At 47.4% G+C, this 11,916-nt stretch carries 13 protein-coding genes and 1 rRNA gene (1 of these 14 cut by a window edge); all 14 read left to right on the forward strand.

The features are described from left to right. Positions 1-106 precede the first annotated feature (106 nt). Entirely contained in the window at positions 107-886 is a 780-nt protein-coding gene (locus N288_RS00430; RefSeq protein ID WP_165352714.1) for a type III pantothenate kinase, read from the forward strand. A gap of 27 nt (positions 887-913) precedes the next feature. Beyond that, positions 914-1,792 (forward strand): Hsp33 family molecular chaperone HslO, encoded by an 879-nt coding sequence (hslO, locus tag N288_RS00435; RefSeq protein WP_009796146.1) that lies wholly within the window; start codon positions 914-916, stop codon positions 1,790-1,792. Positions 1,793-1,816: 24 nt separating this feature from the next. Beyond that, positions 1,817-2,707 (forward strand): peptidyl-prolyl cis-trans isomerase, encoded by an 891-nt coding sequence (locus tag N288_RS00440; RefSeq protein ID WP_009796145.1) that lies wholly within the window; start codon positions 1,817-1,819, stop codon positions 2,705-2,707. 220 nt (positions 2,708-2,927) lie between these two features. Continuing rightward, positions 2,928-3,851, forward strand: coding sequence for a cysteine synthase A (gene cysK / locus N288_RS00445; RefSeq protein WP_022543210.1), 924 nt, complete (start codon positions 2,928-2,930; stop codon positions 3,849-3,851). A gap of 126 nt (positions 3,852-3,977) precedes the next feature. After that, positions 3,978-5,393: an anthranilate synthase component I family protein gene (locus N288_RS00450; protein WP_022543211.1), complete on the forward strand. Its 1,416-nt coding sequence runs from the start codon at positions 3,978-3,980 to the stop codon at positions 5,391-5,393. Next, complete coding sequence (gene pabA, locus N288_RS00455) at positions 5,390-5,980, forward strand: aminodeoxychorismate/anthranilate synthase component II (protein ID WP_009796142.1); 591 nt, start codon at positions 5,390-5,392, stop codon at positions 5,978-5,980. The genes N288_RS00450 and pabA overlap by 4 nt, the downstream gene beginning before the upstream one ends. A 2-nt stretch (positions 5,981-5,982) precedes the next feature. Beyond that, positions 5,983-6,858 carry an aminodeoxychorismate lyase gene (gene pabC, locus N288_RS00460; protein ID WP_009796141.1) on the forward strand — a complete coding sequence of 292 codons (876 nt, stop codon included), beginning with the start codon at positions 5,983-5,985 and terminating at the stop codon, positions 6,856-6,858. Further along, positions 6,855-7,691 carry a dihydropteroate synthase gene (folP, locus tag N288_RS00465; RefSeq protein ID WP_009796140.1) on the forward strand — a complete coding sequence of 279 codons (837 nt, stop codon included), beginning with the start codon at positions 6,855-6,857 and terminating at the stop codon, positions 7,689-7,691. The genes pabC and folP overlap by 4 nt, the downstream gene beginning before the upstream one ends. Continuing rightward, the gene (gene folB / locus N288_RS00470; protein ID WP_009796139.1) at positions 7,684-8,043 is read left to right on the forward strand and encodes a dihydroneopterin aldolase; all 360 of its coding nucleotides are present in this window, start codon (positions 7,684-7,686) and stop codon (positions 8,041-8,043) included. Before folP ends, folB begins: the two co-directional genes overlap by 8 nt. A 2-nt stretch (positions 8,044-8,045) precedes the next feature. Continuing rightward, complete coding sequence (gene folK, locus N288_RS00475) at positions 8,046-8,573, forward strand: 2-amino-4-hydroxy-6-hydroxymethyldihydropteridine diphosphokinase (protein ID WP_022543212.1); 528 nt, start codon at positions 8,046-8,048, stop codon at positions 8,571-8,573. Further along, complete coding sequence (locus tag N288_RS00480; RefSeq protein WP_009796137.1) at positions 8,525-8,740, forward strand: helix-turn-helix domain-containing protein; 216 nt, start codon at positions 8,525-8,527, stop codon at positions 8,738-8,740. Before folK ends, N288_RS00480 begins: the two co-directional genes overlap by 49 nt. 30 nt (positions 8,741-8,770) lie before the next feature. Further along, positions 8,771-9,763, forward strand: coding sequence for a tRNA dihydrouridine synthase DusB (dusB, locus tag N288_RS00485; RefSeq protein ID WP_022543213.1), 993 nt, complete (start codon positions 8,771-8,773; stop codon positions 9,761-9,763). A gap of 235 nt (positions 9,764-9,998) precedes the next feature. After that, positions 9,999-11,456 carry a lysine--tRNA ligase gene (lysS, locus tag N288_RS00490; RefSeq protein ID WP_035403607.1) on the forward strand — a complete coding sequence of 486 codons (1,458 nt, stop codon included), beginning with the start codon at positions 9,999-10,001 and terminating at the stop codon, positions 11,454-11,456. Positions 11,457-11,901: 445 nt separating this feature from the next. Beyond that, positions 11,902-11,916: ribosomal RNA gene (locus tag N288_RS00495) — 16S ribosomal RNA — on the forward strand (it continues 1,535 nt past the right edge of the window).

Below are 11,916 nucleotides of genomic sequence, written 5' to 3' on the forward strand. Positions count from 1 at the left end.
GGGCAAGGACAGGGTGCAGGTCTTTTTCTATTACGATTCGGCAGGAGTTGTGATATGATGTTGGCAGTGTGTTTGTGTTAGAAAAATTATAAAAGTGGTGAGAATGTTGATCTTTGTATTTGACGTGGGAAATACAAATATTGTGCTTGGTGTATATGATGGCGAAGAGCTGAAGCACCATTGGAGAATAGAGACGAACCGGAATAAAACAGAAGATGAATATGGGATGATCGTGAAATCTCTTTTTGAGCATGTGAATCTCTCATTTTCTAACATAGATGGCATCATTATTTCTTCGGTTGTGCCGCCGATCATGTTTGCGCTTGAAAGAATGTGCCAGAAGTACTTTCATCATAAGCCCCTTGTCGTTGGCCCCGGCATTAAGACCGGTCTTAATATCAAGTATGAAAATCCGCGCGAGGTGGGCGCTGACAGGATCGTCAATGCAGTTGCAGCCATCCATGAGTATGGCGGACCGCTTATCATAGTCGATTTTGGGACTGCGACAACTTACTGCTATATTAATGCTGATAAGCAGTATATGGGCGGAGCAATTGCACCAGGCGTCAACATTTCGACTGAGGCATTATATTCAAAGGCCGCTAAGCTTCCGAGGATAGAAATTGCCCGTCCTGAACATATTGTCGGCAAGAATACGGTAGCCGCCATGCAATCAGGCATTGTGTACGGATATGTTGGACAGGTAGAGGGCATCGTGAAGAGGATGAAGGACCAGAGTGATGAAAATCCATTGGTCATTGCCACCGGTGGACTTGCCAATCTGATTGCCCAGGAATCAAATATGATCGACATTGTCGACCCGTTTTTAACATTGAAAGGATTACAGTTAATTTATAAACGAAATAGGGAAAGTATAAAGAAATAGGAAATACAGCTTTGAAAGGAGTACAAGATGGAAGATTATTTGATTAAGGCGCTTGCCTTTAATGGACAGGTGCGTGCGTACGCTGCCCGCAGCACAGATACGGTGGGAGAGGCGCAAAGAAGGCATTACACGTGGCCGACGGCTTCTGCTGCTCTTGGCAGGGCAATGACTGCAGGTGTGATGATGGGGGCGATGCTGAAAGGCGAGGAAAAGCTGACCATCAAAATTGAAGGCGGCGGCCCGCTTGGCCCAATCCTGGTTGACAGCAATTCTAAGGGAGAGGTCCGCGGCTATGTGACACATCCGCAGACCCATTTCGACTTGAATGAGCAAGGGAAGCTGGATGTCCGCAGGGCAGTCGGTACTGATGGCATGCTGACTGTCGTCAAGGACATCGGGATGAGAGAGCATTTCACAGGACAGGTGCCAATCGTTTCAGGTGAGCTTGGAGAGGATTTCACTTATTATTTTGCTATGTCTGAGCAGCTTCCTTCCTCTGTCGGAGTTGGTGTTCTTGTAAATCCGGACAATACGATTCTTGCCTCTGGAGGGTTCATTCTTCAGCTCCTTCCAGGAACAGATGAAGAGACAATTACAAGAATTGAGAACAGGCTGAAGGAAATTCCTCCTGTGTCCAAGCTGATTGAAAAAGGCCTTACACCGGAAGAGCTCTTGAATGAGATTCTTGGAGAGGGAAATGTAAAGATTCTGGAAAAAATGCCAGTATCCTTTGAATGCACATGCTCCAAGGAGCGGTTTGCAACGAGCATCATCAGCCTGGGCAGGGATGAAATCCAGGATATGATCGATACAGACGGCGAAGCAGAAGCCCAATGCCATTTCTGCAACGAAAAATACCATTACTCAAAAGAAGAGCTTGAGGCACTAAAAAGCGAAGCGGTATAAAGCTGTTTTCTGGGGGAGGAAACTGTGAAAAAAAAGCATCTTTGGCTGATTATTGCCAGCCTGTTCGTTTTGAACATCATTTTTATCTTATTATTGACTATCAGGCCAGCTGTGCTGTTTGCCGGCAGCGGGGAAACAGTGGCCGAGGTCGGAAAAGATAAAATTACGAGAGAAGAATGGCTGAACGAAATGGAGCAGCGCTATGGCAAGGAAGTGCTGAATGATCTGATTGACCAGAAAGTGATCGGAGCCATGGCGGAGAAATACGATGTTGAGGTATCAAAGGATGCGGTCGAAAGGGAGCTCACGCTGGTCAAAACCATGTACCAGGGCAACCGGCTGCAGCAGCTTGATGAAAGCAAGTGGAAGGAGCAGATTAAATACAGCCTGCTCCTGGAGGAACTGCTGACAAGGGATGTTGTGGTGACTGAAGAGGAAATGAAGGACTATTATGATCAAAATAAGAGTCTTTTTCAGGTTCCGGATTCCTATCATATTTCCCAAATTGTCGTTAAAACAAAAAAGGAAGCTGAACAGACCATAAAAGAGCTTGAAAATGGCTCCAGCTTCCCGGTACTGGCCATGGAGAGGTCGATTGATGAATTCACGGCAAACCAGGGCGGGGAAACTGGCTTCATCAGCGAAGAGGATGAGCGCTTTTCACAGGATTTCATTGATGAAGCGGCAAAGCTGAAAGAAGGGGAATGGAGTGAACCGGTTGAAGTAGAGGACGGGTATGCAGTAATCCTGCTGCATGAGCATCTGGATGGACGCAATTATGCTTTCAAGGATGTGAAAAACCAAATCCGCCGGCAGGTCGCTCTCGAGCAGATGGACACCCCAGCTTCGGCCAAACCTTTCTGGAATGAAATCAAGGTCGACTCTTTCTATGATAAACAGGAAGAAAAGCAATAGGATGAAAACGGACAGGCAGCCTGTCCGTTTTTGTTTATCCGCAACATAAAGGCAGGCATGAGGGTATATAATACTACATAGTGAATTCCAAGGCTCCTTTATTAAAAGAAAATTCTAAAAAATAGGGTCGATTTGACTGCATATTGATTGACAATTCTCTGTTGCGCTGTTAAGTTTTTTATAAAACCAATAAAAATACTCGGATAGGGAGCGGATGTAAATGGTGCGTGTAGCAAACTCGATTACAGAATTGGTCGGGCAGACCCCGATCGTCAAATTGAACCGGCTGACAGATGACAATAGTGCTGATGTTTACTTGAAGCTGGAATATATGAATCCAGGCAGCAGCGTCAAGGACCGGATTGCGCTTGCCATGATTGAAGCTGCTGAACAGGATGGGAATCTGAAAGCCGGTGATACAATCATCGAACCGACTTCAGGGAACACTGGGATCGGACTGGCGATGGTCGCAGCAGCGAAAGGCTATAAGGCCATCCTCGTCATGCCGGAAACGATGAGTATGGAGCGCCGCAATCTTCTTCGCGCTTATGGAGCGGAGCTTGTGCTCACTCCAGGGCCTGAGGGAATGGGAGGAGCGATCCGCAAGGCTGAAGAGCTGGCGAAGGAGCATGGCTATTTCATGCCTCAGCAATTCAAGAACGAAGCCAATCCAGAGGTCCACAGAAGGACAACAGGAAAGGAAATTGCTGAACAGATGGATCAGGTCGACGCTTTCATCTCAGGAATCGGCACTGGCGGAACGATCACAGGTGCCGGAGAGGTGCTTAAGGAGAAGTTTGGCTCAGTTAAGATTTATGCGGTAGAGCCCGCAGATTCACCGGTCCTCTCCGGCGGGAAGCCGGGCCCTCACAAAATCCAGGGCATAGGCGCCGGGTTTGTACCGGATATCCTTGATACTGAAGTATATGACGGGGTAATCAAGGTAACGAATGATGATGCCTTTGAATATGCCCGCCGTGCGGCAAAAGAAGAGGGAATCCTGGGTGGAATCTCATCAGGTGCAGCCATCTATGCGGCCCTCAAAGTTGCCAAAGAGCTCGGAAAAGGCAAGAAAGTCCTTGCTATCATCCCGAGCAACGGGGAGCGCTATTTGAGCACACCGCTTTACCAGTTCGAAGAATAGAAGATACAAAGAGCAGCAGCCGCCCGGCTGCTGTTTTTTTCTGCTTTTACAGAGAGCAGAGGACCTGTCCTGGCGGCTCCAAATCATGTATGATGAAAAGTAGTTATTGGGATGGGAGTGTTCAGTTTGGAGAAGCTGTCAATCTACAGCAGGAGAACTGCTTATACATATACAGAGTTTTATCAGCATTACCGTCATTTATCTGCAGGCAAAGAGAATCATGTCCTCCTGGAGAGCGGACGTGGCGGAAGGTACAGCATGGCAGCCTTTGACCCGGAAGTGATCTTGACTGGCCGGGGCGTGCAACTTAAGGCTGTAACCCAAGCAGGTACAGAGCTGCTGGAAGGTAATCCGCTTCATTGCCTGAAGGAATATATGGGCCGCTATGAAGCTGAAAGGCTGGAAGAGCTGCCGGACTTCCAGGGAGGGGCAATTGGATATATTAGCTATGATTATGCAAGATATGTTGAAAAGCTCCCAGTCTGGTCAAAAGACGACCTAGAGCTTCCTGATGTCCATTTTTTTCTGTTCAGGGAATGGTTTGTCTTTGATCATGAAGAGGAGGAACTCTGGCTTCTGTTTTTATATGATTCCTCAGTTGATGCCGGCCGTATTGAAAAAAGGGCGGATGACTGGGTGAGCCGCTGGACAGGCACTGTTCCTGCCCTTTATATTCCGGAAAAAACACAGGCTGGCGAAGATCTTGAAGTATCAATGAAAGAAGAAGAATTCAAGGAAGCGGTAAGCAGGATTCAGGATTACATTTCCAAGGGGGATGTATTCCAGGTTAATCTGTCGGTTAGGCAGACAAGACCGATCGGTGTCGAAGCGATTGATGTGTACGACCAGCTCCGCCAGCTCAATCCGTCGCCATATATGGCTTTTATCCATACACCTGATTACCAGATTGTCAGCGGTTCGCCTGAGCTGCTGGTCAAGAAGAACGGGCAGGAGATCAGCACGCGGCCGATAGCGGGCACTAGATCGAGAGGGGCCGATGAAGCGGAGGACCTGAGGCTTGCCGAGGAATTGATCCAGAATGAGAAGGAGCGGGCAGAGCATGTCATGCTTGTAGACCTGGAGCGGAATGACCTCGGCCGTGTTGCCGAATACGGATCAGTGGAAGTGAATGAATTCATGGTGATTGAAAAGTACTCCCATGTGATGCATATTGTTTCCAATGTCAGGGGAGTTCTCGCACAAGGCAAATCTCCCTATGATGTCATAGATGCTGTTTTTCCCGGCGGGACGATTACCGGGGCGCCGAAGATCAGGACGATGGAGATCATTGAAGAGCTGGAGCCTGTCAGAAGGGGCTTGTATACAGGATCAATCGGATGGATCGGCTTCAACGGGGATATGGAGCTGAATATCGTCATCCGCACCATGCTCGTAAAAGACGGCAAGGCCCATGTGCAGGCAGGAGCCGGCATTGTCATCGACTCCAATCCGAAGCATGAATATAAAGAATCACTCAAAAAAGCGATGGCCCTCTGGAAGGCGAAGGAGCTGGCCGAGAATGGCGGGGAGCATCTGATATGATCTATATGATTGATAACTTTGATTCATTTACCTATAATCTCGTTCAATATTTGGGGGAACTGGGAGAAGAGCTGGTTGTAAAAAGAAATGATGAGGCGGCACTGGAGGACATTGCAGCAGCCAGCCCTTCTTTTCTGATGATCTCCCCAGGACCCTGCAGCCCGAATGAAGCAGGAATCAGCCTGGAAGCGATCTCCCATTTTGCAGGAAAGATCCCCATTTTTGGCGTCTGCCTTGGTCACCAGTCTCTTGCCCAGTCATTCGGCGGGGATGTTGTGCAGGCAGAAAGGCTGATGCATGGGAAAACCTCGGAAATCTACCATGACGGCAAAACCATTTTTGCCGGTTTGCCGAACCCTTTCCCGGCAACCAGATATCACTCTTTGATTGTGAAAAAAGAAACCCTGCCAGACTGCTTTGAAATTTCTGCATGGACAGAGGAAGGCGAAATCATGGCCATCCGCCATAAAACCTTGAGTGCAGAAGGTGTCCAGTTCCATCCAGAATCCATCATGACACAGTCGGGGAAAGTACTATTAAGCAACTTCATCGCCCATTATAAAAATGCTAAGATGGTTGGGGCTTAAGTATGCATATTTTAATAAACGACCGGCTTGTTTCAGCTGAAGAAGCGGTGATTTCGCCTTTTGACCATGGCTTTCTCTACGGAATGGGGCTTTTCGAAACATTCAGGGTATATGATGGCCATCCGTTTCTGCTGGATGATCATCTGGACAGGCTTAACCGGGGGCTCAGCACTCTCAATATCGAGGCTGCTTTTTCAAGAGAGGAACTAGCGGGGAAAATCAGCATGGTGCTGGAACGGAATGGCTGCACAAATGCCAATGTAAGGCTGAATGTATCTGCAGGCATTGAAGAGCTTGGCCTCCCCCCTGATGTTTACAGCAGCCCCCAGACGATCCTTTTTGCACGGCCGCTGCCGCCAGCGGGGGAAATGGCGGAAAAACAGCTGGTCCTCCTCAAAATGAGGCGCAATACGCCAGAGGGGGATGAACGGCTGAAGTCCCACCACTATATGAACAACATCCTTGCTAAAAGAGAGCTTGGGAATACACCTGGACAGGAAGGGATCTTTCTGACAAAAGAAGGGTTTCTGGCTGAAGGGGTTGTCTCTAATCTTTTCTGGACGAAAGGGAATATTTTATATACCCCATCCTTGGAAACGGGCATCCTGAACGGCATCACCAGGCAATTTGTGCTGCTGCTTGCCGAAAAAAATGGCCTGCAGGTGCAGGAAGGCTTTTATCAGGCAGAGGAAATGATGCGTGCAGACGAAGTGTTTGTTACCAACTCCATTCAGGAGATTGCACCTGCCGCAAGCTTTGCCGGTGTTTCTTTTCCAGGGGGCGCCGGCCGTCTTGCCGGAATGCTGCACAAAGAGTACAGGAAATACAGCAGTCATCTATGGGGACGAGAAGGACTTCTAATGGAGGGACAGAGATGAACAGACAAATCATAAATTGCGGGCCATATGAGCTGGACTATGGAAAAAAAACATTAGTGATGGGGATCCTGAACGCGACCCCCGACTCTTTTTCTGACGGAGGAAAATACTTTGATGCTGACAAGGCGGTGAAGCATGCGCTGGAGATGGCTGCTAACGGAGCTGATATCATTGACGTTGGCGGGGAATCGACAAGGCCGGGCTTTGCCGAGGTTTCTGCAGAAGAAGAGCTTGAGCGGGTGATTCCGGTGATCAGGGCGGTTGCGAAGGAAGTGCCTCTGCCAATCTCGATCGATACCTATAAAGCGGCTGTGGCAGAAGAAGCCATCAGCGCGGGCGCCCACATCATCAACGATGTGTGGGGGGCGAAGAAGGACCCTAAGATGGCAGAAACGGCATCAAGGCTTGAGGTACCCATCATCCTGATGCACAACCGGGAAAACAGGGATTATTCCGTATTTGTCCGAGATGTGCTCAATGATCTGTATGAAAGCATCCATATTGCCAGGAATGCGGGGGTTAAAGAGGAAAATATCATTCTTGACCCGGGAATCGGGTTTGCGAAAAACCTGCCTTACAATCTTGAGATGATGAGGAATCTTGACACAATCACCAGTCTCGGTTATCCGGTGCTTCTGGGTACCTCAAGGAAATCTTTTATCGGCACCATCCTTGATCTCCCTGTGGAGGAAAGGGTGGAAGGAACAGGGGCAACCGTCTGCTATGGCATCCAAAAAGGCTGCCAGATCATCAGGATCCATGATGTAAAGGAGATGAGCCGTCTGGCGAAAATGATGGATGCCCTGATGGGGAAGGGGGAGCTGCATGGATAAAATATATTTAAATAATATGAAATTCTATGGCTATCATGGTGTTTTTCCCGAAGAAACAAAGCTAGGACAGCGTTTTGCTGTTGATGTAATTGTAGAGACGGATTTAGAGAAAGCGGGTAAAAGCGACAATCTCGAGGATTCCATCAATTATGGAGAGATCTATCAGGTCTGCAAAGAGGTTGTTGAAGGAAAGCCGTTCAAACTCGTAGAAGCGCTGGCTGAAAAAATATCTGCTGAGATGCTGGGGCGGTTCCCTGCAATCAGCTCAGTAACCGTCAGAGTCATCAAGCCGGATCCGCCGATCCCTGGCCACTATGATTCTGTAGCAGTTGAAATTACAAGGGGACGATAAGCGTGGAAAATAGGGTATTTATCGCATTGGGCTCCAATATGGGGGACAGAGCGGCGAATCTCAAGGAAGCCATCCAAATGCTTTCAGAGCATCCTGGAATAGATTTGGCAAGTTATTCTTCCATTTATGAAACAGATCCGGTCGGCTACGAGGACCAGGGGGAATTCTTAAATATGGTCATAGCTGCAGATACAGACAGATCGCCGCATGAATTGCTGGAATCATGCATGTCCATCGAGCAGAAGATTGGCAGAAAAAGGGATATCCGGTGGGGTCCGCGCACTATAGACCTTGACATTCTGCTGTATAATCATGAAAATATGATAACAGAGGACCTTATCATTCCTCATCCCCGAATGAAGGAACGGGCATTTGTCATTGTGCCTCTTGCTGAAATAGGGGAGAGAACGGATGTTCCGGTAATGGACACGCCTCTTGAAGCATTGCTGGAGGAAATACCTGATAGAGAAGGAGTGCGAATATGGAAGCAGAAAAATGGGGAAGACGTATTCGGGCTTTTCGAAAATTAAAAGGTTTTACACAGGAAAGCTTTGCGAAGGAGCTGGGTGTCTCAGTCTCTGTACTTGGCGAAATTGAAAGGGGCAATCGTATGCCCGCTGATGATTTCATCGTCCAGGTAGCGCATGTATTGAAAATCAGCATTGAAGAATTAACTCCGACACAGGAGATTGACTAATAGAGATTGAAAGAAACAGGAGGTACCGACATGCTTAAGATTGGCAACATTGAGATGAAGAATCCTGTTGTCCTGGCGCCGATGGCCGGAATCTGCAACTCAGCCTTCCGCCTGACCGTTAAAGAATTCGGGGCAGGCCTCGTCTGTGCCGAAATGATCAGCGATAAAGGAATCGTCATGAAAAATGAAAAGACGATGAACATGCTGTATATAGATGAGCGGGAAAAGCCTTTAAGCCTGCAGATTTTTGGCGGAGAAAAAGATACACTGGTTGAAGCCGCCAAGTTTGTAGATGAAAATACAAACGCTGATATCATTGATATCAATATGGGATGTCCGGTTCCGAAGATCACCAAATGTGATGCCGGCGCCAAGTGGCTGCTGGATCCCGATAAAATTTATGAAATGGTTTCGGCTGTAACAGCGGCTGTTTCAAAGCCTGTAACCGTTAAGATGCGGATGGGCTGGGACGATGACCATATATATGCTGTGCGCAATGCCCAGGCTGTCGAACGTGCCGGAGGAAAGGCAGTTGCCCTTCATGGACGGACGCGTGTACAAATGTATGAAGGCCAGGCAAACTGGGATATTATTAAAGAAGTGAAGCAGAATATCTCCATACCGCTGATTGGAAACGGCGATGTCCAAACTCCGCAGGACGCGAAAAGAATGCTGGAAGAAACAGGGGTGGACGGCGTTATGATTGGACGCGCTGCACTCGGGAATCCGTGGATGATCTACCGTACCGTTAAGTACCTCGAAACGGGGCAGCTGATGGATGAACCATCTGTGCGAGAAAAAATAGATGTATGCATCCTTCACCTTGACCGCCTGATTGCCCTGAAGAGCGAGTATATCGCTGTGCGCGAAATGAGAAAGCATGCGGCCTGGTATCTAAAGGGAATAAGAGGGAATGGCAAGGCCCGCAATGCAGTCAATGAATGCAATACAAGAGAAGAGCTTGTAACTCTCCTTAATGCGCTTGCTCTTGATGCGGAAGCCAAGGAAATCCAGGCAGGCTAAGATGCTATCATTTTCTTCTCTATCTGAAACACTTTTGTTATAATTAGAAACTGCCAGTGGTTTGCTGGCAGTTTTTCGCTATTTCTGCATTTATGATGTCTGTTTCACGTCAATTGTGTAAAATAATAGAAGTATACAAAACAAACCTGATGTTCCTGAATGAGGGTTTACATAAAAAGATCAGTATTGGAGATGATTTTCCGTGAGCGAAAGCCGTGAAGAGTTAAATGACTTAATGAGAGTCCGCAGGGAAAAAATGAACAGCCTGCGGGAAAAAGGAATGGATCCATTCGGTAAGAGATTTGAGCGTTCCCATCAGTCCCAGGATTTGATTGATGAGTATGGCGAACAGGAGAAAGAAGCAATCGAAGAACAGAATATTTCTGTCACTCTTGCCGGCCGGATCATGACAAAGCGCGGAAAAGGAAAAGCGGGCTTTGCACACATCCAGGACCTTAAGGGCCAGATCCAGATCTATGTAAGACAGGACGCTATAGGGGAAGAAAGCTATGAAATCTTTAACAGTGCTGATCTTGGCGACCTTGTCGGCGTAACAGGCACACTGTTCAAGACAAAGGTTGGCGAACTTTCCATCAAGGTGGAGGCATTCGAGCTTCTGACCAAGTCACTGCGTCCGCTGCCTGAGAAATTCCACGGCTTAAAGGATGTTGAGCAAAGATACCGCCAGCGCTACCTGGATCTGATCATGAGCCAGGAAAGCAAAAAGACGTTCATTACAAGAAGCCGCATCATCCAATCGATGCGCCGCTATCTGGACAGCCACGGCTATCTTGAAGTGGAAACGCCAATGATGCACTCAATCGCAGGAGGAGCATCTGCACGCCCGTTCATTACCCATCACAATGCTCTTGATATGGAACTGTATATGCGTATCGCAATCGAGCTGCACTTAAAGCGCCTGATTGTGGGCGGGCTGGAGAAAGTGTATGAAATCGGCCGCGTATTCCGTAATGAAGGTGTTTCTACAAGGCATAACCCAGAGTTTACAATGATCGAGCTTTATGAAGCTTATGCAGATTACCGCGATATCATGAGCCTGACCGAGAACCTGGTTGCGCATATAGCTGAAGAAGTCCTTGGAACTACGACTGTCCAATACGGTGACTATGAAGTGAATTTAAAGCCGGAATGGACAAGACTTCATATGGTTGATGCAATCAAGGAGCATACTGGTGTAGACTTCTGGAAACAGATGAGCAAGGAAGAGGCCCAGGCCCTTGCAAAGGAACATAATGTAGAAATCAAAGAAACAATGGAATATGGCCATATCGTCAATGAATTCTTTGAACAGAAAGTAGAAGAAAAGCTGATTCAGCCTACATTCATCTACGGGCATCCTGTTGAGATCTCCCCTCTTGCGAAAAAGAACGAAGAGGATCCGAGATTCACTGACCGCTTTGAATTATTCATTGTTGCCCGTGAGCACGCTAATGCCTTCACGGAGCTGAATGATCCTATCGACCAGCGCGAACGCTTTGAAGCACAGCTGAAAGAGCGCGAGCAAGGAAATGATGAGGCGCATATGATGGATGATGACTTTATTGAAGCCCTTGAATACGGTATGCCGCCGACAGGAGGACTGGGAATCGGGATTGACCGCCTTGTCATGCTCCTGACAAATTCCCCTTCCATCAGGGATGTACTGCTGTTCCCGCTGATGCGCCACCGTTAATAGAAAAAATAAGGCCGCAGCTTTTTTGCCTGCTGGAGGCAGACCCGATCAACCGGGCCTGCCTCCAGCTTTTTTATTATAGAAGGAAATGGGGTTTTTAAGAGCGGGAGCGGACAATTAAGAGAGAAAGATTAGCTCTTGGCCTGCAAGTGTCCACGCTAAGCAAAAGCGGAAAAATAAGAATAGTTTTTCTTTAATAATGGTGTATATTTTTAATAAAAATGTATTGCGCACCTCTTATATAGGTGGTATATTAATATCTGTTGCTGCAAGACAGCAAGCAAGCCAGAAAAAAGAAATAAAAAAACTATTGACTCACTAACTTGGTTATGATAAGATAGTTAAGTCGCCTAATGAGCGACAACATAAAAGATTGTTCTTTGAAAACTGAACGAACAAAAACGTCAACGTAAATCTTATTTTTATCAGAGCTAAATCTTACTCTTATATGGAGAGTTTG

This window comes from Bacillus infantis NRRL B-14911 (genome assembly GCF_000473245.1).
GTDB lineage: Bacteria > Bacillota > Bacilli > Bacillales > Cytobacillaceae > Bacillus_AB > Bacillus_AB infantis.

Excerpts from the sequence above, each read along its gene's own strand:
- folP (WP_009796140.1), top strand. The coding sequence starts at position 6,855 with ATGAACAGACAAATCATAAATTGCGGGCCATATGAGCTGGACTATGGA.
- cysK (WP_022543210.1), top strand. The coding sequence starts at position 2,928 with ATGGTGCGTGTAGCAAACTCGATTACAGAATTGGTCGGGCAGACCCCG.
- hslO (WP_009796146.1), top strand. The coding sequence starts at position 914 with ATGGAAGATTATTTGATTAAGGCGCTTGCCTTTAATGGACAGGTGCGT.
- N288_RS00480 (WP_009796137.1), top strand. The coding sequence starts at position 8,525 with ATGGAAGCAGAAAAATGGGGAAGACGTATTCGGGCTTTTCGAAAATTA.
- lysS (WP_035403607.1), top strand. The coding sequence starts at position 9,999 with ATGAGAGTCCGCAGGGAAAAAATGAACAGCCTGCGGGAAAAAGGAATG.
- pabA (WP_009796142.1), top strand. The coding sequence starts at position 5,390 with ATGATCTATATGATTGATAACTTTGATTCATTTACCTATAATCTCGTT.
- dusB (WP_022543213.1), top strand. The coding sequence starts at position 8,771 with ATGCTTAAGATTGGCAACATTGAGATGAAGAATCCTGTTGTCCTGGCG.
- pabC (WP_009796141.1), top strand. The coding sequence starts at position 5,983 with ATGCATATTTTAATAAACGACCGGCTTGTTTCAGCTGAAGAAGCGGTG.
- folB (WP_009796139.1), top strand. The coding sequence starts at position 7,684 with ATGGATAAAATATATTTAAATAATATGAAATTCTATGGCTATCATGGT.